Here is an 18569-nt window from a genome sequence, read left to right as displayed (position 1 = left end):
ATGCCACCCATGCGCACCGAACAACCGAAGATGATTTACCTGAAGGACTATCAGGCGCCGGACTACCTGATCGACGAGACACACCTGACCTTCGAGTTGTTCGAGGACCACAGCCTGGTCCACGTGCAGCTGGTGATGCGCCGCAACCCCGAGCGCGGCGCCGGCTTGCCGCCGTTGGTACTCGATGGCCAGCAGCTTGAACTGCTGAGCGTCAACCTGGGCGAGCGGGAACTGACGGCGGCTGACTACCAGTTGACCGACAGCCACCTGACCCTGCACCCGACCAGCGAAACGTTCACGGTCGACACCAGCGTGCGCATCCACCCGGAAACCAACACCGCCCTGGAAGGCCTGTACAAATCCAGCGGCATGTTCTGCACCCAGTGCGAGGCCGAAGGTTTCCGCAAGATCACCTATTACCTCGACCGCCCGGACGTGATGAGCACCTTTACCACCACGGTGATTGCCGAACAGCACAGCTACCCGGTGCTGCTTTCCAACGGCAACCCCATCGCCAGCGGGCCGGGCGAAGACGGTCGCCACTGGGCGACCTGGGAAGACCCGTTCAAGAAACCGGCGTACCTGTTCGCGCTGGTGGCCGGTGACTTGTGGTGTGTCGAAGACAGCTTCACCACCCTGACCAACCGCACCGTGGCGCTGCGTATCTATGTCGAGCCGGAAAATATCGACAAGTGCCAGCACGCCATGACCAGCCTGAAGAAATCCATGCGCTGGGACGAAGAAACCTACGGCCGCGAATACGACCTCGACATTTTTATGATCGTCGCGGTCAACGACTTCAACATGGGCGCCATGGAGAACAAGGGCCTCAATATCTTCAACTCCAGCGCCGTGCTGGCCCGTGCCGAAACCGCCACCGATGCCGCGCACCAGCGGGTCGAAGCCATCGTTGCCCACGAATACTTCCACAACTGGTCGGGCAACCGCGTGACCTGCCGCGACTGGTTCCAACTGTCGCTCAAGGAAGGCTTCACGGTGTTCCGTGACTCGTGCTTCTCCGCCGACATGAACTCCGCCACGGTCAAGCGCATCCAGGACGTGGCTTACCTGCGCACCCACCAGTTCGCCGAAGACGCCGGCCCCATGGCCCACGCCGTGCGCCCGGACAGCTTTATCGAGATCTCCAACTTCTACACCCTGACCGTGTACGAAAAGGGCTCGGAAGTAGTCGGCATGATCCATACTTTGCTCGGTGCCGGAGGCTTCCGCAAAGGCAGCGACTTGTACTTCGAGCGCCATGACGGCCAGGCCGTGACCTGCGACGACTTCATCAAGGCCATGGAAGATGCCAACGGCGTCGACCTGACCCAGTTCAAACGCTGGTACAGCCAGGCCGGTACGCCGCGCCTGGCGGTGAGCGAGTCCTACGACGCCGCAGCCAAAACCTACAGCCTGACCTTCCGCCAGAGCTGCCCGGCCACCCCGGACAAGGTGGAAAAACTGCCGTTCGTGATTCCGGTGGAGTTGGGCCTGCTGGACGCGAAGGGCGCCGCCATCGCCTTGCGCCTGGCGGGTGAGGCAACGGCCGGCGCCACGTCCCGCGTGATCTCCGTGACCGAAGCCGAACAGACCTTCACCTTCCTCGATATTGCTGAGCAGCCGTTGCCGTCGCTGCTGCGTGGCTTCTCGGCGCCGGTGAAGCTGAGCTTCCCGTACACCCGCGACCAGTTGATGTTCCTGATGCAGCACGACAGCGACGGCTTCAATCGCTGGGATGCCGGCCAGCAGTTGTCGGTGCAGGTGTTGCAGGAACTGATCGGCCAGCATCAGGCGGGTCAGCCGCTGAAGCTGGATCAGCGCCTGATCGACGCCTTGCGCACGGTATTGAACGACGAAAGTCTGGATCAGGCGATGGTCGCGGAAATGCTCTCATTGCCCGGCGAAGCCTACCTCACTGAAATCAGCGACGTCGCCGATGTGGAGGCTATCCACGTCGCTCGCGAGTTCGCGCGCCAGCAACTGGCCGACAAGCTGTTCGAAGGCTTGTGGTCGCGTTACCAGGCCAATCGCGAGCTGTCCAAGCGCACACCTTATGTCGCCGCGGCCGAGCACTTCGCCCGTCGTGCCTTGCAGAACATTGCGCTGTCGTACCTGATGCTCAGCGGCAAGCCCGAAGTGCTGGCGGCGACGCTGGACCAGTTCGACACCAGCGACAACATGACCGAACGCCTCACCGCGCTGGCGGTGCTGGTGAACTCGCCATTCGAGGCGCAAAAAGCCCAGGCGCTGGCGGTGTTTGCCGAAACCTTCAAGGACAACCCACTGGTCATGGACCAGTGGTTCAGCGTGCAGGCCGGCAGCCCCCTGCCGGGCGGGCTGGCGCGGGTCAAGGCGTTGATGGAGCACCCGGCGTTCAACCTCAAGAACCCGAACAAGGTGCGGGCGCTGATCGGCGCGTTTGCCGGGCAGAACCTCATCAACTTCCACGCGGCGGACGGTTCGGGCTATCGCTTCCTGGCCGACCTGGTGATCCAGCTCAACGGCTTCAACCCGCAAATCGCTTCGCGCCAATTGGCGCCGCTGACGCGCTGGCGTAAATACGACAGCGCGCGCCAGGCGCTGATGAAGGCGGAGCTGGAGCGCATTCGTGCTTCCGGCGAGCTGTCGAGCGATGTGTTCGAGGTGGTCAGTAAGAGCCTTGCTTAAATTGCACCGTTGAAAAAAAACGGCGCGCTGTTGGATCACAGTGCGCCGTTTTTTTCAGCTGACGATTTTGCAATTGGACATTTTCCTGTAGGTCATACGCGCACACATGAAGTTCGACTCGCCTCTCACCGCCTACCAGCACGCCATCGCCCAGCAGGGGTTCGTCGCCGACGACGCCCAGCGCCGCGCGGTGGATGCTTTGCAAGCCTGCCATGAAGCCCTGCATCAAGGCCATTCGCCGATCACCGGTGTTTACCTGTGGGGGCCGGTGGGGCGCGGCAAGACCTGGCTGATGGACCAGTTCTACCAAAGCCTGCGGGTGCCTGCCCGGCGTCAGCACTTCCATCATTTCATGGGCTGGGTGCACCAGCGCTTGTTCCAGCTCACCGGCATCCCGGACCCGTTGCAGGCGCTGGCGCGTGAGCTGAGCCGGGAAGTGCGGGTGCTGTGCTTCGACGAATTGTTCGTCAATGACATCGGTGACGCGATCATTCTCGGCCGTCTGTTCCAAGTGATGTTCGAGGAGGGGGTGGTGATGGTGTGCACCTCCAACCAGCCGCCCGAGCAGTTGTACGCCGATGGCTTCAACCGTGAGCGATTCCTGCCGGGCATCGCGGCGATCCGGCAGCACATGCAGGTGGTGGCGGTGGACGGCGGCGAGGACCATCGTCTGCACCCAGGCGTGGGCCAGCAGCGCTATTGGGTCAATCAGCCCGAGGCGCTGGCCAGTGTGTTCCAGCAATTGAGCGAAGGGCAGGTGGTGAGCAGCGGGCCGGTCAGTGTGGGGCATCGGTCTATCGCTGCGGTGCGGTCCAGTGACAGCGTGCTCTGGTGCCGCTATGCCGACCTGTGCGAACAACCGCTGTCGGCGATGGATTTCATGCTGCTGTGTGATCGCTTCAAAGCGATTCTGCTGGGCGAGGTCCCCAACCTGAGTGCGCAACAACGCCCGGGCCACATCGCCCGCGGCACTGAGGACGGCGCCGAGCGCGTGGTGGCCGGTGATCGCGAGCTGCCGCAACTGTCGGTGCACGACGACAGCGTCCGTCGCTTCATCGCCTTGGTGGACGAATGCTACGACCGTAAGGTGCCGTTATTCATCGACGCCCAGGTGCCGCTGACGCAGCTGTATACCGAGGGTTACCTGGCTTTTCCTTTTCGTCGCACCCTCAGCCGGTTGCAGGAAATGCAACTGCAGCGCTTTGGCTAAGACGTGTAGGAAAAAACTCTGGATTGCGCATTCGCGGCTTTTTAGCGGCGCAACCTTCGCGTTTTCAGGCGGCTATTTGTCGGTAATCTCCTTCATCTGCTGCCGAGGCCACGCTTACAATCGTCCCCCCCAAAGGGAACCGACTCCCTTGTCGTGATTGAGGAAGGACATGGACAACCCAGATATCCTGGTGCTGCAAGCCAGCTACAGCAACCCTGTGCACGCCGAAGCCATTGGCCGCGTGCTCAACCATTACGCCCAAGACCCCATGGGAGGAGGCCACAGCCTGCCGGCCGATCTCCTGGAGCAACTGCCGGCCGAACTGGCCAAGCGTCCTCATGCTTTCAGCGTGCTGGCATTCGTCGGCGGTGAGCCGGCGGGGCTGGTGAACTGTTTTGAAGGCTTTTCCACGTTTGCCTGCCGCCCCCTGGTCAATGTCCATGATGTGGTGGTGATGAATCCGTTTCGTGGCCTGGGGCTGAGTCAGAAAATGCTGCAGAAGGTCGAGGAAATTGCCCGGCAGCGTGGCTGCTGCAAGATTACCCTGGAGGTGCTTGAAGGCAATGCGGTCGCCCAATCGGCCTACCGCAAGTTTGGTTTCGACGATTCGATGTTCGACCCGGCGTATGGGCGCATGTTGTTCTGGAGCAAGTCGCTTTAATCAGAGGCGAAAAAAAGGCGCCATGAAATGGCGCCGATTCAATGTTGGAACCCCTTGCCGTCCTGTTACAAGGCTGGCTTGTCCTGCAGGACCACATCGGCCGGGCTGGCCTTCTTCGGTTTGATCAAACTGAAGTCGATCAAAGCCTTCTGGGCGCGCTGGTAAGGGTTGCCGATCAACAGCGGGCGCGGGATGAAGCTGTCGCTCACCAGGCTTTTGCTGCGGTCCAGTTCGTTGAAACTCAGCCCGGCCAAATCCGCCCAGGTGTGGATCAATTGCGAGCTGCTGTAAGGCCGTTGCAGGTCGCTGGCGAATTTCCAGTCGTGGCTTTCACGCCATTTCGGCGAGGCATAGGCCATGAACGGAATGGTGTACATCGGCGCTGTCGGTTTGCCTTCATTGCGCCCCAGGGTGGCATGGCCGGCCGAGTCGAATACATCTTCGCCGTGGTCCGACAGATACAGCAGAAAGCCATTGGGGTCGGTCTTGGCGTAGTCCTTGATCAGGCTCGACACCACGAAGTCGTTGTACAGCACTGCGTTGTCGTAGCTGTTGTAGATCGGCAGTTGATCGTCGCTGATCCCGGCGGGCACGCCCTGGCGATCAGTGAACTTCTCGAATGTCGGCGGGTAGCGGTACTGGTAGCTCATGTGGGTGCCCAGCAGGTGCACCACGATGAATTTACGTTCGGCAGGATCAGCCAGCGCCTTGGCGAACGGCGCCAGCACGTCGCCGTCGTACTGGCGTGCGTTCTGGTTACGGTTGTTGTTCAGGTACACCTGCTCGTCAGCCTGTTCGGAAAAGGTCGTGAGCATGGTGTTGCGCTTGGTCATGGTCTGCTGGTTGGTGATCCAGTAGGTCTTGTAGCCGGCCTGTTTCATCATGCTGACGACCGATGGCGTCTTCAGGTACAGGTCCGGGTTTTCCTCGTCGGCGAACGTCAGCACCTGTTGCAGTGCTTCGATGGTGTAGGGACGTGGAGTAATGACGTTGTCGAACACCGCCAGTTGGTCGCGCAGCTTGTCCAGTTCCGGCGTGGTGTTGCGCGGGTAGCCATAGAGGCTCATGCGCTGGCGGTTGGTGGATTCGCCGATGACCAGCACCAGGGTCGAAGGCTGGCCGGCCATGTTGTCCTTGAGATTGGTCAAGGGTGGGATCTGGCTGGCGCTGTCGAGCATGTCCTGCATGTTGTCCAGCTGTTGGGTGTAACGGTGGTAGCCGACGATCATCTGCCAAGGCACGGCCGGCTCGATACGCGATTCGAAGCGGTCGATGGCATCTTCCAGGGTGTCACTGCGTGCGATCTGCTTGACCAGCGGGTAACCGATGATCGCTACCAGGATCGCCGTTGCTGCCACCAGCGCCTGAGCGCGCGGCAAATACACCGGACGCACCCGGGTCCACAGGAAAATGGCGACAGCGGTGTGGGCAATGAACGCGAGTACGATCCACCAGGCAAAATATTGGGTGAGGTATTCCCCGGCTTCCGAGATGTTCGACTCGAACATGATGAAGATGACGCTTTGGGAGAATTCCTGCTGGTAGATGAAGAAATAACCCAGGCTCGCCAGGGAACAGGCCCACAGCACCACGCCGATCAAGGCGGCCAGCAAGCGTGTACGGCGTGGGAATATCAGCAGGGGCGCGAGCCACACGGCACTCAAGAAGAACGCTTGGCGAAAGCCACTGAAGCCAGAGGTGCCGCTGAGTTGGATCAGCAGTTGGGTAATGCCGGAGAAATACCAGAAAAACAAAAATAGCCAGCCCAGACCGGCCCAATCAAAACCTTTCGCAGACGTGGTGCTGCGTTTGAACATTGCCATCCAGTGCTCCAACCCGGTGAGTCATTTGCTCGACACGCATAACTGCACGCGAGCACAGGCCTCCCTGGTATGGGATGGCCCTCGAGCGCGGGAGTATCGGGAGGTAGATGTGAAAAATTTGTGAGATTTCTGTAGTCGTTATCTTACAAATTGATGAACGGGTTCAGCAGAGTGCGGGTTGCGTACCGGCGGGCTGATCCAGTTGGGCTTGGAGGATATGCGCGCGTAGGCGCATGACTTCCTGCTGCAGTTGGTCGCGCTCGTCTTTCAGCTGGCGTAACTCATCGCGACGGAGAGTGACGTAGAGGGTCTGTGGCGGACGGGTCATCTGTGCAGTGCTCATTGCTTACCTCGCAAATAGCCGGTGTGTCGCGGTGTGCCGGAACGCTTGAGTCGAGGTTCTCGGCAGCAGTCGGCGGCAATTCTGAATTCTTTTTATAGGCAAGGGAACTTTTTTATTTTTGGCGGTCGTGTGACTTTTTATGCCGTGATGCTGAAACAGTGGCAACTTTTGGGCATGAAACTACGCCGATCTGAGCCTGACTAACCCTCATTAGCCTCATTGCGCTATAAACTATGTCACACATTTTTTTGTAGTTAGGAGCATCAGCACATGCAACTGGGGATTATCGGACTAGGCCGCATGGGCGGGAATATTGCACGGCGCCTGATGCTCAATGGGCATACCACCGTTGTTTACGACCGTAACGAAGCATTCGTCAAAGGCTTGAGCGAGGAGGGCGCCACCGGCGTCGCCGACTTGAAAGCCCTGGTCGCCGGGCTGCAGCAGCCACGCGCCATCTGGGTGATGTTGCCGGCAGGCGACCCTACTGAAAGCACGATCAATGAGCTGAGTGAACTGCTGCAAGACGGTGATGTGATCATCGACGGCGGCAACACCCACTATAAGGACGATGTTCGCCGGGCCAAGGCCCTGGCGGAAAAAGGCTTGCACTATGTCGACGTCGGTACGTCCGGCGGCGTGTGGGGCCTGGAGCGTGGCTATTGCATGATGATCGGTGGCGATGCCGACACGGTGCAGCGTCTCGATCCGATCTTCGCCAGCCTGGCACCGGGCCTGGGCAACATTCCGCGCACCAAGGATCGCTCCGCCGCCGCCGACCCTCGCGCCGAACACGGTTACATCCACGCTGGCCCTGCGGGTTCCGGGCATTTCGTCAAGATGATCCACAACGGCATCGAGTACGGGATGATGCAGGCGTTTGCCGAAGGCTTTGACATCCTCAAGACCAAGAATTCGGAAAACCTCGCCGAAGACCAACGCTTCGACCTCAACGTCGCCGATATCGCCGAAGTCTGGCGCCGTGGCAGCGTGGTGTCGTCCTGGCTGCTGGACTTGACCGCCGATGCTTTGGCGACCGACCCGAAACTCGACGGTTATTCCGGCTCCGTGGCCGACAGTGGCGAAGGCCGCTGGACCATCGAAGCGGCGATGGAGCAAGCGGTGCCGGTGCCGGTACTGTCCACCTCGTTGTTCGCGCGGTTCCGTTCGCGCCAGCAGAGCACCTACGGTGACAAGATGTTGTCCGCTATGCGCTTTGGCTTTGGCGGTCACGTGGAGACCTCCAAAAAATGACCGCCAACGGCAAGAAAACCAAGGCCGAACCCGCTCCACCCACCACATTGTTTCTGTTTGGCGCCCATGGCGACCTGGTCAAGCGCCTGCTGATGCCAGCGCTGTATAACCTCAGTCGTGATGGGCTGCTGGGGCCCGGCCTGCGCATCGTGGGCGTGGATCACAACGCCATCAGCGATGCCGACTTTGCCAAGAAACTTGAAGACTTCATTCGCACTGAGGCGGCCAGCAAGGTCAAGGGCAATGCCGACAACGCCCTGGACCCACAACTCTGGGCGCAATTGGCCAACGGCATCAGCTACGTCAAGGGCGATTTCCTCGACGACAACACCTACACCGACATCGGCACGAAGATCGCCGACAGTGGCACCGGCAACGCAGTGTTTTACCTGGCCACCGCGCCGCGTTTCTTCAGTGACGTGGTGCAGCGCCTGGGCAGTGCCGGCCTGCTGACGGAAACCGAGCACAGTTTCCGTCGCGTGGTGATCGAAAAGCCTTTTGGCTCTGACCTCGCCACCGCTGAGGCGCTGAACGCCAGTCTCCTGAAAGTGATGAGCGAGAAGCAGATCTATCGCATCGACCATTACCTGGGCAAGGAGACGGTGCAGAACATCCTGGTCAGCCGTTTTTCCAACGTGCTGTTCGAGGCTTTCTGGAACAACCATTACATCGATCACGTGCAAATCACCGCCGCCGAAACCGTCGGCGTGGAAACCCGGGGCAATTTCTTCGAGAAAACCGGCACCCTGCGTGACATGGTGCCCAACCATCTGTTCCAGTTGCTGGCGATGGTGGCCATGGAACCGCCGGCGGCGTTCGGTGCCGACGCGGTGCGTGGCGAGAAGGCCAAGGTGATCGGCGCGGTACGGCCCTGGTCCCCTGAGGATGCGCGGGCCAACTCGGTACGTGGCCAGTACACCGCCGGCGAAATCGGTGGCAAGCCTGTGCCCGGCTACCGCGAAGAAGCCAACGTCGACGCCGACAGCGGCACCGAGACCTTTGTGGCCCTCAAGGTGATGATCGACAACTGGCGCTGGGTCGGTGTGCCGTTCTACCTGCGTACCGGCAAGCGCATGAGCGTTCGCGACACCGAGATCGTGATCTGCTTCAAGCCGGCGCCCTATGCGCAGTTCCGCGACACCGAGGTCGATGAACTCAAGCCCACTCACCTGAAAATCCAGATCCAGCCCAATGAAGGCATGTGGTTCGACCTGCTGGCGAAACGGCCTGGGCCGACCCTGGACGTGGCCAACATCGAGCTGGGTTTTGCCTACGAAGACTTCTTCGAGATGCAACCGTCGACAGGTTACGAAACCCTGATCTACGACTGCATGACCGGCGACCAGACCTTGTTTCAACGCGCCGACAATATCGAGAACGGCTGGCGGGCGGTGCAACCGTTCCTCGACGCGTGGAAGGCCGATGGCGGGATTCAAACCTACAAGGCCGGTGAAGACGGGCCGGCTGCCGCCGATGCGTTGCTGGCCCGCGATGGCCGTGCCTGGCACTCGCTCGGATGAGTGATGCGGCGATTCATCCCATCCGTTTTATCCTCAGTGACGTGGACGGCACGTTGCTGCATCCGGATCACAGCCTTGGCCAGCGCACCGCCGATGCCGTTCGCGCTTTGCGTGAAGCTGGCGTGCTGTTCAGCCTGGCCAGCGGGCGACCGCCCAGGGCCATGCGGCACCTGATTGAGACCTTTGACATCGATATCCCGCTCGCAGCCTTCAACGGCGGCACGCTGTTCAATCCGGATGGCAGCATTCTGGTTGCCCACTATCTGCCGGCTGACGCCGCACTGGTGACGCTGGCGCTGTTCTCGGCCGAGCCGGATGTGGAAGTGTGGGTATTTGCCGACGGCGACTGGTTGCGTCGTGATGCGCCTGGCCCAATGGAGCCGCGCGAAGCCCATGGGTTGGGTTATGGGCCGCGGGTGGTGGAGAGTTTTGAGCCGTTCCTGGATCGGGTCGACAAAATCGTTGCCGCCAGCAACAACGCGCAGTTGCTGGTGCAACTGGAAGCGCAGTTACAGCCCAGGGTCCATGGATTGGCCCAGGTGTCTCGTTCGCAACCGGTGTATCTGGACGTGACGGCGATGCTGGCCAACAAGGGCGAAGCCTTGAAGACCCTGGCGGCTCATCTCGGGGTTGCGTTGGAACAGACCGTGGCGATTGGCGATGGTGGCAATGATCCGGCGATGTTCGAGGTGGCCGGGTTGTCGATTGCCATGGGGCAGGCGGAAGAGGCGGTCAAGCGTCGGGCCAATGTAGTGACCGGCAGTAATATCGAAGAGGGCGCCGCGGAGGCCTTCGAGCGGTTTATTCTTGCGGGGCGATAATAAACGTTCGCTCTAACGCTGAACCTGCGCTCATTGTTTTATTGTCGGGCAATGAGCGCAGGTTACAGCCTTGAATTACTTCGGCATGGCCCAGGATTGCAACTGGTAGCCATGTTTGTCGAGTTCAGCGCGGGCTTGCAAGAGCAAGTTTTCCAATTGCGCCGGATCGGTATAAGTGCTCGACGACAATTGTTTACTGCCAATACGGTTATTGGTGCGGTCGATGACGCTCAGGCTGAGAGCGCCATTGCCATCTTGCCAGGCCACACACTGAAAGGGCTGGAAAGCACGGTCTGCGATCAAAAGAGCTTCGTTGATGCGGAGCGGAGCGTTCATGCGGGTCTTCTCTCTCATTGCCCATTCAGGTGATTGCCGGCGGTTGGGCTGACCGTGCGGCGGGTTACTTGTACTGATGCACGATGACCGGGTACGGGTCACATGTTAGTGCGAGAAATTTTAACTTTCCCTGATAGGGATCATGTAAGCGGCTGTTTTGAAAGCCGAATGAAAGTTTCAGTGGTGCGTAACTTTTCGCCGAAAACATCAATGGGTGAGTTTTGCCCGTACTTATAGCTAAACGGTACAAGCACCGCGTCAAGACCTTGCTAGTGTAAAGATCAGGCGTCACAAACCCTTGTTTCTAAATAACTTTGTCGCTAATAAACCCAGCAATTTTGACGCCAAGGAATAGTCATGAGTGTTACACCTGCGCCGCGCCGCTTGCTTGTGGTCGACCCCTGTGACGACTGCTACGCGTTATTGCCCGGCCTGCGCGCCGCCGGCTGGGAGGTCGACAGCTGTGCGCTGGAGTCCGTGGGGGACCGCTCCTGCGACGTTGGCCTGCTGCGTTTGCAGCCCTACCACCTTGAGCGCCCCGAAGCGGTCAAAGAGCTGATCGGCCGCAGCGGCACCGAGTGGATTGCGGTACTCAGCCAGGACGTACTGCGTTTGCAGAACGTGGGTGATTTTGTCTGCGAATGGTTCTTCGACTTCCATACCTTGCCGTTCGATGTCGCCCGCGTGCAGGTCACCCTGGGCCGTGCGTTCGGCATGGCGCGCCTGCGGGGCAAGGGCTACACGCAGGTGGATGAACCGGAGCATGAATTGCTGGGTGACAGTCGGCCGATTCGCGAATTGCGCAAACTGTTGTCCAAATTGGCGCCCACCGAATCCCCGGTGTTGATCCGGGGCGACAGCGGCACCGGTAAAGAGCTGGTGGCCAAGACCCTGCACCGTCAATCCCAGCGCCATGCCAAGCCGTTTGTGGCGATCAACTGCGGAGCGATCCCTGAACACTTGATCCAATCGGAGCTGTTCGGCCACGAGAAGGGCGCATTCACCGGCGCCCATCAGCGCAAGATCGGGCGTATCGAGGCAGCCAATGGCGGAACGCTGTTCCTGGATGAAATCGGTGATTTGCCGATGGAGCTGCAAGCCAATCTGCTGCGTTTCCTACAGGAGAAACAGATCGAGCGCGTGGGGGGTAGCCAGCCGATTCCCGTTGATGTGCGGGTATTGGCCGCGACCCACGTCGACCTGGAGGCCGCAGTGGCGAAGGGCGCTTTTCGCGAAGACCTGTATTACCGCCTCAATGTCTTGCAGGTGGTCACCGCTCCCTTGCGTGAACGCCATGGCGATATAGCGATGCTGGCCAACCATTTCTCGCGTTTCTACAGCCAGGAAACCGGACGCCGCCCCCGTAGCTTCAGTGACGATGCCCTGGTCGCCATGGGTGAGCATGCTTGGCCGGGGAATGTCAGGGAGCTGGCCAACCGCGTGCGTCGTGGCCTGGTACTTGCCGAAGGACGGCAGATCGAGGCCGCTGATCTGGGATTGCAAGGCGTGCAGGCAATTTCGCCGCCGATGGCTACACTGGAAGACTATAAGCAGCGCGCCGAGCGTCAGGCGCTGTGCGATGTGCTCAACCGGCACAGCGACAACATGAGCGTCGCGGCCCGTGTCCTGGGGATTTCCCGGCCGACGTTCTACCGGTTGCTGCACAAACACCAGATCCGCTAGGGCGGGTAAACCGAAAAGCCCCGCAACGACCCTTATCGTTGCGGGGCTTTTCCTTATGTCCAGACCGCCTATCTCAAGCGGTCCTCCTCTGGCAAGCGGGCTTGCCCCGCGCAGGGCTGCAAAGCAGCCCCTCAACCCCAATCAAAAGTAATACGGAAACTTCAAGCTAAACGTAAAGTCCGGCGCATCATCCGTCATCCCGATCGCCAGGTTCGGCACGATGGTCAGGTTCGGCGATGCCGCAATGGTCATGCCCACGTTGAAGTAGCCAGCGTTGCCATCGCTGGACACCACCGACTGCCAGTCGCCGCCATCAGGCTTGAGCTTGCTCCTGCGTTGCACCAGGTCGGATACCGAGAACGACATACTCATCTTCTCGTTCAGCGCGAACGCTACACCGACACCCAACTGGAAGCTGTCACCCAGGTTGACCTTGCCACCGACTTTCTGGCCGACATTGGAGCTGATATCGCTGAAGGAGTCCTCGAAGTTGTGGGTGTAGGAAAACGAACCGAACAGGACCGCCGGGTCAAAGGTCTTGACCAGGGAAATGCCCGGCGTGACCGACCAGACGCCGTTACCCGTGGGCAGGCTTTCCGGCACGTACAGGTTGTTATTGTTTTGCGATTCGACCAGCTTGATGCCATAGGGCTCTTTACCCGTAGGCGCCTTGACCCGTAACGATACGACCGCGTCCGGCAAGCTGTCGGTTTCGTCGAGGAATTTGTAGGCAATGCCGAAATTGACGTCGCCCAGGGTCGGGTTGCGTGTGACCGATTCTTCCGACGTCGTGGTGCCACTGTTGTTGGCCCCGCCTGACTGGTAGGTCGATTCGCGATACACCACCGGCACGTTTATATCGAACTGCCAACGGTTATCGACGTTGTAGCGCCCGGTCAGGTCCAGGGTCCAGTTATCCGCCTTGATCCGGTCCAGGTTGATATTGCCGAGGAAAATCGAGTCCAGCGCCAGAAAGCCGTTGAGGGTCAGCTGGCGCGCGTCGTAACGGGCGTAGGTGAGGCCCGTCTCGAAGCTGAACTTGCCATTGCCGAAAAAGCCGCTGGCCTCGTTGTACAAGTTGCTGACGCTCTGCGCGGGGGTCGAATCATCCTTGAGGCTTTGCCCATAGGAGCTGCCGCCACCGGCACCGCCTGACGCTGCGCCAGCGCCAACCCCTGGCGCGCCCGCCACCGTGGTGCCTTTTCTGAGGTCGGCGGGGGATTTGACCAGGCGCTTGGGCGCGGGCGTCGCAGGCTGATCTTCCACCTGCCGGACCCGTTGCTCCAGCACTGCCAGTGCTTTTTGCTGCACTTCGTAGCGTTGCTTGAGCTCCAGAAGTTCTTGTTTCAGCGTTTCAATGTCGGTATCCGGCGCGGCATACAAGATAGATGCGGGCAGGAGCGTACTCAAACAAATCACGGCACGTAGCGATAAAGATCGATGCATGAAGTCAGCCGTCCCATTCTAACTGCGTAAGTGTCGTGGCTCAGCGTAGTTCAATAGCCGTTCGTGCGTAGGCCTTTAAGTTGATCTAAGTTAAGGTTTCGCGTGATGTTGTTAAGACCGGTGTTGCCCATTACCACGTTAAGTTGGGTCAGGTTATTGATCATATTGCTGTTGCCCTGGATCACCGTGCCTTGCAGGACGTTGCCACCGCCGATTTGCTGGATGACATTGCCTTGATTGTTATTGGCCAGGAGCGACATTTGCAGCCCGCCGTTCTTGGCCGAGACGGTGACTTGGCCGGCGGTGGTACTGCCGGTAATCGCTTGACCGGCCACCAGGGCCTCGCCGGATTGGGCGTAGTTCGCCGGCGCCAGGCCGTTTTGCGTGACGTTGACGTCGACCGCGTTGTTGGCAGTGTTGCCGTCACCGGCGGCGCGTACGCTTTGGGTCACGCCTTGGCCGCTGCCCAATCCGGTGCCGCCTACGACGGTACCGGTGCCATTGGGTTGCTGGGTGCCGCCATTGCCGTCGCTACCGGTAATCTGCACGTAGAACTGCGGGGTGACGGTCGATTTGTCGATCTGCATGGTGGCACTGCCTGTGACGCTGGCCCCGGCAGAGTTGGTCCAGGTGCTGCTCATGACAATGCCGAAACTGATGATTCGCCCGGGCATCACATACCGACCGCGTAGATTCGCCATTTCCGAATCCTTGAGTTCGATAGGCTTGAAGGCCGTTGATGCGTAAGCGGGCATTGAGGCTGCCAGGCACATGACCGTCAGCCAACGGTAAGTGTTCATCGTGTGCTCCTGGAGCGTCCTGCTCCTTGTGCGCTTCTAGAAGAAGTCGCTTTGGATGAAACCGAAATCCATCAGTTCGCTGTCGCGCACCGGGCTGAACTCGTTCAGTTTGTCTTTGGCGGTCAACGGCGCGGGCGGCGAGAGCAGGGCGTTGGCCTTGTCGTAGCCTTCACCCAATACGGCAAACACAATGCCGTTCCAGCCCTTGATGAAATCGTCCTTTGTATAACGCTTGTGGCCCAGCACAGGGTCACCGATATAGACCCAGTCCTTGTCGGCGCGCTGCAACACGACAAAGTGCTTGTAGCCGCGGATCTCCAGCAGTACCACAACGGGTACTTTCACGGTGATCAGGACTTCCGGCGTGATGCGATAACCCTTGGCCCGCATGCCGATGCTTTCCAGGTAGCGCTTCATGTCGAGCATCGAGAAGCCCTGGGTACGTACCAGGTCCTGGTCGGCGTTAACCAGCATGCCCTTGATGACGTGGTCTTCGTCCACATCCATCCAATACGCTTGACGCATGATGATCGCCAGCGCGGCGGCGCCACAGCTGAAATCGGTTTTCTGTTCCACCAGGTTGGAAAACTTGCGCTCGCGAATGCTTTCGACCTTTTTATAGATCAACCCACCACCGGGCATGACCACGCCCATTTGCGCTGCCCAGGTCGGGCCGGTGAGTGCTAACAGAAGGAAGGCGGCAACGAGGCGCATGATCGTATGACCTGTTGGACACGGGAATGAAAAAGGGCCTTGTTGCCAAGGCCCTCGTCAGGATCAGAAGCGAGTGGTGGATTGCACGACTACGTTGTTCTGACCTTGGTTGTTGCTACCCGACAGAACGTTGGAGTTCGACACCCCGGAGCTGTAGTTCATCGAGCTGTTCACGCTGGCGTTGTTGACGACAGGCTTGGTGCTCCAGCCATGGCCGCTGGCGGCGATGTTGAGGGTCAGGTTGCTGGATACTTCCTGCGTGCCATTGACGGTTGCCAGGCCGCCGTTACCCGCTTTGTTCGACTGAACGACAGTGCTGTTGCTGGCTTGGTTGGAAGTGCCCGCGGCAGCGTTCAACTGAATGATGCCCGAAGCGTTGTTACCGCTATCGTTGAGGGAAGCATTGTTTTTGGTGCCGCTGTTGATCACCAGGTTACCGGTGTTCGATTGTGCGGAGTTCACGGAGGCGAACACGAAATCAGCATCGGCGGACTGAACGACTACGTCGTTTTTGCCTTGGTTGTTGTCACCGCTGAGAACGTTGCCGTTGGCTACGCCACTGCTGTGGTTGTACGACTCATTGGCCGACGCGTTGTTTTCGGTTTTGTCATTGATCACCACGTTGCCATGGTTGCTTTGACCGTCATTGGCTGCCGCAGCAGCGACAGTTGGCGGTTGTGGATGATAGCTAGGTGGACTCGCTTGAGCAGCAACAGCCATGAGAGCAGCGAGAGCGAAAGCCAGTGGTTTAAGAGCCATTGTAGGTTTCATGGTGTATCTCCTTGCTTCTATTAGTTGGTTAAGTGTTGGTACGGTCCTGCGGTCGACTCAGCTCCTTCAGTTGAGTCGTAGGTTCAGGGTGTTAGCCACTCGGTTCCCCACCCCGGCGCTCTGGGTGACCTGTACCACTCCACGGCTGCCGGTGAAGGCCTGGTCGCTGGTAACGACTTGGCGGCTGCCAGTGGTAGGGGTCGACCCTGAGTCTGTTGCAAGCGCAACGGTCTGTTGCGACATGATGCTGTCATCGATGCTTTGCGGACCGGCATTGATGCTGATTCGCACGGCATTGATCGATTGGTTCTGGGCCCCGGCCGACTGATTGACGCTCAGTACACCGTTGCCATTGCTGAATGAGTTGCCTTGGATGCTCGCCTTGGCGTTCAGCGAGCGGTCGGCGGGAGCGCCGCTGTTTTTCTGGGTGACGGCGATATGCGCCTGGGCGTTGCGGCCTACCGCGATGACCACGTTGTTGCTCAGTTGCTGCTGGTCGCCGGCGGCCTGGTTGATCGTGACCACGCCGTTGTAGTGGGTGCCTGAGTTATTGACCGTCGCGTTGTTATCGCTGTCGGCCATCGCGGCGGCGCAACCGAACACGGCAAGCAGCATCCAGGAATGGTTCATCTCAATGTCCTCCTACCATGCTGCTGACGTTGTTCAGCGGGGCGAGGCCGCTGGAGAGTGCGCCATTGATCGTATTCGAGATGCTGCTGCCACCACTGTGGCTGGCTGCACTGCCCGCACCCAGGCCGAGACCGGCGCCGTTGTTGTCAAATCCGGGAAGGTTGCCGCCAGGCAGAACGGTGCGTGTGATGCCGGTGCCGCTGGCGATCCTGGCGATATCGTTGTCGTTCAGTTCGGTGTTCGACGCCCGCAGGATCAGCGCAGAGGGGTTGGTATTGGCGGTGGTGGGGCTTGGGTCGGAACCAGAAGTGCGACCATACATATGGCCACGGACAGCCCGTTCAATCACGATCTCACCGTCACCTGCCGCAAGCGCTGGCAGGCTCAGGCTGGTACTGAGTACGCAGCTGATCAGGAGCAGGTTCAATGAACCTTGAGTGTGAGTGACCACGGCACTATTCCTTTTTTCTTCGCGCTGACCCTAAACAGCGCTGTCAGGGATAGAGCAGAAGCCGTGCCGCTTTTAATTTGTCGTGGTTATTCAGGGGCTTATCGTTATGGCGGGGCAAGGCGATACCAGCGCTGTTTCAAGGGTGAAACAGTCCGCCTCGCGGCGGTACCTATTCAGCCATTGCACAATCGCTTCACCTGGTTGTATCAGTGCTGTAACACCGTGCATGACAAAACGATGACACCGCTCAGGGCGGGCCGTTCAGGGGAGCGAGCTGTAAAAAAAATGGACACAACAGGCGCAAAAAAGCCCGAGCCTGGCGGTCGGGCTTAGCCTTTGGGCGCTTTACGGGGGATGGCGTTGAGTACGGGGTTGCCGTCCTGGTTCTGGGTCAGGTAGACCGGCAATACCTTGGGCAGGGAGGGAATGAGGTTGTCGACTTCGTGGATATCGTAGATGCCGCCGATACGAATCGCCCCGGTGTTGGCGTCCGCCAGCATCACCGGTTTGCTCAGGTAGCGGTTGATCAGCGGCAACGCATCGGCCAGGGCCAGGTTGTCGAGGATCAGCTTGCCCTGGCGCCAGGCCAGGGCGGTGTCATCGGGCATGATCGCGCGTACGTGGGGCGTGGCGTCGCCCTGTTGATAGCTGGCCTGCATGCCGGGGCTCAGGGGCACGCTGCCGTGCACCGGGTCGCTGGCAATCTGCACCGAGCCTTCGAGCAACATCACCCGCACCTGGTCTTCGTACTTCCACACGTTGAACTGGGTGCCCGTGACCCGTACCTGGCCTTCGCCGGCCCGCACGATAAACGGGTGGGCGCTGTCATGGCTGACGTTGAAGAACGCTTCGCCCTTTTTCAGCGTGACCCGGCGCTGGTCTTTGTAGTGGCTGTAGACCAGCTCGGTGCCCAGGTTGAGTTCCACCTGGCTGCCATCGCTCAGGGTCACCTGGCGTAAGCCATCGGCGGCCTGGAAGCGTTCGTAGGAACTCGGCAGCCAGCCGGCTTCCCAACCGGTAAACGCCGCCAGGGGCAGCGCGGCGAGGCAAATCGCCGCGGCTACTGCGTAACGGCGCGCCCGGCTGCGGGGTTTGAAGGGCACCACCACCGGCGGGGTTGCGTTGCGCGGCAGGTGGTCGGCGACGTCCCAGATTTCGAGCATGGCCGCATATTCGAAGGCGTGCAGCGGGTCTGAATCGTGCCACTGCGCGAAAGCCTGACGTTCGCCCGCAGTGCAATCACTCGCATGCAAGCGCATACACCAATGCGCCGCAGCGTCGGTGATCGCGTCATATTCGGCTTCTGAAAGGGACTTTTCGCTCATTTACTCATCCTGATTTCGCACATTCTAACCTCCCGGGGCCGGTGGCGAGAACAGCCGTCATGGCGATTGAACATCAATTGGCAGTCATTCCCGTCAGGTATTACCTAAAAACTC

Annotated in this window: 17 protein-coding genes; 7 read left to right on the top strand and 10 right to left on the bottom strand. The window is 59.7% G+C overall.

Features of this window, described 5'->3' with window-relative positions; genetic code table 11:
• Window positions 1-9 precede the first annotated feature (9 nt).
• The 3 genes from pepN to BLR63_RS09220 all read left to right on the top strand — a co-directional run bounded on the left by pepN (window position 10) and on the right by BLR63_RS09220 (window position 4538).
• On the top strand, window positions 10-2667 hold the full coding sequence (gene pepN, locus BLR63_RS09230; RefSeq protein WP_010564738.1) for an aminopeptidase N: 2658 nt from the start codon (window positions 10-12) through the stop codon (window positions 2665-2667).
• A gap of 106 nt (window positions 2668-2773) precedes the next feature.
• Complete coding sequence (zapE, locus tag BLR63_RS09225; RefSeq protein WP_010564737.1) at window positions 2774-3877, top strand: cell division protein ZapE; 1104 nt, start codon at window positions 2774-2776, stop codon at window positions 3875-3877.
• A 169-nt stretch (window positions 3878-4046) separates the two neighbouring features.
• Window positions 4047-4538: a GNAT family N-acetyltransferase gene (locus BLR63_RS09220; RefSeq protein WP_010564736.1), complete on the top strand. Its 492-nt coding sequence runs from the start codon at window positions 4047-4049 to the stop codon at window positions 4536-4538.
• Window positions 4539-4603: 65 nt separating this feature from the next.
• On the opposite strand, the gene BLR63_RS09215 is transcribed toward BLR63_RS09220, so the two are convergent.
• Together BLR63_RS09215 and BLR63_RS31115 are read right to left on the bottom strand one after the other, a co-directional pair.
• On the bottom strand, window positions 4604-6361 hold the full coding sequence (locus BLR63_RS09215) for a phosphoethanolamine transferase CptA (protein ID WP_042946776.1): 1758 nt from the start codon (window positions 6359-6361) through the stop codon (window positions 4604-4606).
• Window positions 6362-6524: 163 nt separating this feature from the next.
• Window positions 6525-6689, bottom strand: coding sequence for a DUF6026 family protein (locus BLR63_RS31115; protein ID WP_010564734.1), 165 nt, complete (start codon window positions 6687-6689; stop codon window positions 6525-6527).
• A gap of 285 nt (window positions 6690-6974) precedes the next feature.
• Here BLR63_RS31115 and gnd point away from each other — a divergent pair, with 285 nt between their 5' ends.
• From gnd to BLR63_RS09200, 3 genes are read left to right on the top strand one after another with little or no spacing between them, the layout of a single operon-like run.
• A complete protein-coding gene (gene gnd, locus BLR63_RS09210; RefSeq protein WP_010564733.1) occupies window positions 6975-7958 on the top strand; it encodes a phosphogluconate dehydrogenase (NAD(+)-dependent, decarboxylating) in 984 nt (327 codons plus the stop codon).
• Complete coding sequence (gene zwf / locus BLR63_RS09205) at window positions 7955-9478, top strand: glucose-6-phosphate dehydrogenase (protein ID WP_010564732.1); 1524 nt, start codon at window positions 7955-7957, stop codon at window positions 9476-9478. Before gnd ends, zwf begins: the two co-directional genes overlap by 4 nt.
• Window positions 9475-10299 (top strand): HAD family hydrolase, encoded by an 825-nt coding sequence (locus tag BLR63_RS09200; protein ID WP_010564731.1) that lies wholly within the window; start codon window positions 9475-9477, stop codon window positions 10297-10299. Before zwf ends, BLR63_RS09200 begins: the two co-directional genes overlap by 4 nt.
• A 75-nt stretch (window positions 10300-10374) precedes the next feature.
• On the opposite strand, the gene BLR63_RS09195 is transcribed toward BLR63_RS09200, so the two are convergent.
• Window positions 10375-10635: a hypothetical protein gene (locus BLR63_RS09195; RefSeq protein ID WP_010564730.1), complete on the bottom strand. Its 261-nt coding sequence runs from the start codon at window positions 10633-10635 to the stop codon at window positions 10375-10377.
• Window positions 10636-10992: 357 nt separating this feature from the next.
• Between BLR63_RS09195 and BLR63_RS09190 the strand changes: the two genes are divergently transcribed.
• Window positions 10993-12318 carry a sigma-54 dependent transcriptional regulator gene (locus tag BLR63_RS09190; protein ID WP_010564729.1) on the top strand — a complete coding sequence of 442 codons (1326 nt, stop codon included), beginning with the start codon at window positions 10993-10995 and terminating at the stop codon, window positions 12316-12318.
• A gap of 141 nt (window positions 12319-12459) precedes the next feature.
• Here BLR63_RS09190 and BLR63_RS09185 read toward each other — a convergent pair whose 3' ends face one another.
• The 7 genes from BLR63_RS09185 to BLR63_RS09155 form a co-directional block, all read right to left on the bottom strand.
• Window positions 12460-13764, bottom strand: a complete 1305-nt coding sequence (locus BLR63_RS09185) for a transporter (protein ID WP_010564728.1) — start codon at window positions 13762-13764, stop codon at window positions 12460-12462.
• Window positions 13765-13814: 50 nt separating this feature from the next.
• Window positions 13815-14564, bottom strand: coding sequence for a hypothetical protein (locus BLR63_RS09180; protein WP_010564727.1), 750 nt, complete (start codon window positions 14562-14564; stop codon window positions 13815-13817).
• A 36-nt stretch (window positions 14565-14600) separates the two neighbouring features.
• On the bottom strand, window positions 14601-15278 hold the full coding sequence (locus BLR63_RS09175) for a C39 family peptidase (protein ID WP_010564726.1): 678 nt from the start codon (window positions 15276-15278) through the stop codon (window positions 14601-14603).
• A 63-nt stretch (window positions 15279-15341) separates the two neighbouring features.
• Entirely contained in the window at window positions 15342-15896 is a 555-nt protein-coding gene (locus tag BLR63_RS09170) for a heme utilization protein (protein ID WP_231998152.1), read from the bottom strand.
• 219 nt (window positions 15897-16115) lie between these two features.
• Entirely contained in the window at window positions 16116-16679 is a 564-nt protein-coding gene (locus BLR63_RS09165; protein WP_010564724.1) for a hypothetical protein, read from the bottom strand.
• A 1-nt stretch (window position 16680) separates the two neighbouring features.
• Window positions 16681-17130 carry a hypothetical protein gene (locus BLR63_RS09160; protein ID WP_010564723.1) on the bottom strand — a complete coding sequence of 150 codons (450 nt, stop codon included), beginning with the start codon at window positions 17128-17130 and terminating at the stop codon, window positions 16681-16683.
• Between the two features lie 329 nt (window positions 17131-17459).
• Window positions 17460-18455 (bottom strand): FecR family protein, encoded by a 996-nt coding sequence (locus tag BLR63_RS09155; RefSeq protein WP_010564722.1) that lies wholly within the window; start codon window positions 18453-18455, stop codon window positions 17460-17462.
• Between the last annotated feature and the right edge of the window lie 114 nt (window positions 18456-18569).

Origin of the sequence: Pseudomonas extremaustralis (assembly GCF_900102035.1) — a bacterium.
GTDB classification, from domain to species: domain Bacteria; phylum Pseudomonadota; class Gammaproteobacteria; order Pseudomonadales; family Pseudomonadaceae; genus Aquipseudomonas; species Aquipseudomonas extremaustralis.
This window is presented reverse-complemented; position numbering and strand designations above follow the sequence as displayed.

Bases quoted from the DNA above. Each gene is read 5' to 3' on its own strand.
- pepN (WP_010564738.1), top strand. From the start codon at position 10: ATGCGCACCGAACAACCGAAGATGATTTACCTGAAGGACTATCAGGCG.
- zapE (WP_010564737.1), top strand. From the start codon at position 2,774: ATGAAGTTCGACTCGCCTCTCACCGCCTACCAGCACGCCATCGCCCAG.
- BLR63_RS09220 (WP_010564736.1), top strand. From the start codon at position 4,047: ATGGACAACCCAGATATCCTGGTGCTGCAAGCCAGCTACAGCAACCCT.
- BLR63_RS09215 (WP_042946776.1), bottom strand. From the start codon at position 6,361: ATGGCAATGTTCAAACGCAGCACCACGTCTGCGAAAGGTTTTGATTGG.
- BLR63_RS31115 (WP_010564734.1), bottom strand. From the start codon at position 6,689: ATGACCCGTCCGCCACAGACCCTCTACGTCACTCTCCGTCGCGATGAG.
- gnd (WP_010564733.1), top strand. From the start codon at position 6,975: ATGCAACTGGGGATTATCGGACTAGGCCGCATGGGCGGGAATATTGCA.
- zwf (WP_010564732.1), top strand. From the start codon at position 7,955: ATGACCGCCAACGGCAAGAAAACCAAGGCCGAACCCGCTCCACCCACC.
- BLR63_RS09200 (WP_010564731.1), top strand. From the start codon at position 9,475: ATGAGTGATGCGGCGATTCATCCCATCCGTTTTATCCTCAGTGACGTG.
- BLR63_RS09195 (WP_010564730.1), bottom strand. From the start codon at position 10,635: ATGAACGCTCCGCTCCGCATCAACGAAGCTCTTTTGATCGCAGACCGT.
- BLR63_RS09190 (WP_010564729.1), top strand. From the start codon at position 10,993: ATGAGTGTTACACCTGCGCCGCGCCGCTTGCTTGTGGTCGACCCCTGT.
- BLR63_RS09185 (WP_010564728.1), bottom strand. From the start codon at position 13,764: ATGCATCGATCTTTATCGCTACGTGCCGTGATTTGTTTGAGTACGCTC.
- BLR63_RS09180 (WP_010564727.1), bottom strand. From the start codon at position 14,564: ATGAACACTTACCGTTGGCTGACGGTCATGTGCCTGGCAGCCTCAATG.
- BLR63_RS09175 (WP_010564726.1), bottom strand. From the start codon at position 15,278: ATGCGCCTCGTTGCCGCCTTCCTTCTGTTAGCACTCACCGGCCCGACC.
- BLR63_RS09165 (WP_010564724.1), bottom strand. From the start codon at position 16,679: ATGAACCATTCCTGGATGCTGCTTGCCGTGTTCGGTTGCGCCGCCGCG.
- BLR63_RS09155 (WP_010564722.1), bottom strand. From the start codon at position 18,455: ATGAGCGAAAAGTCCCTTTCAGAAGCCGAATATGACGCGATCACCGAC.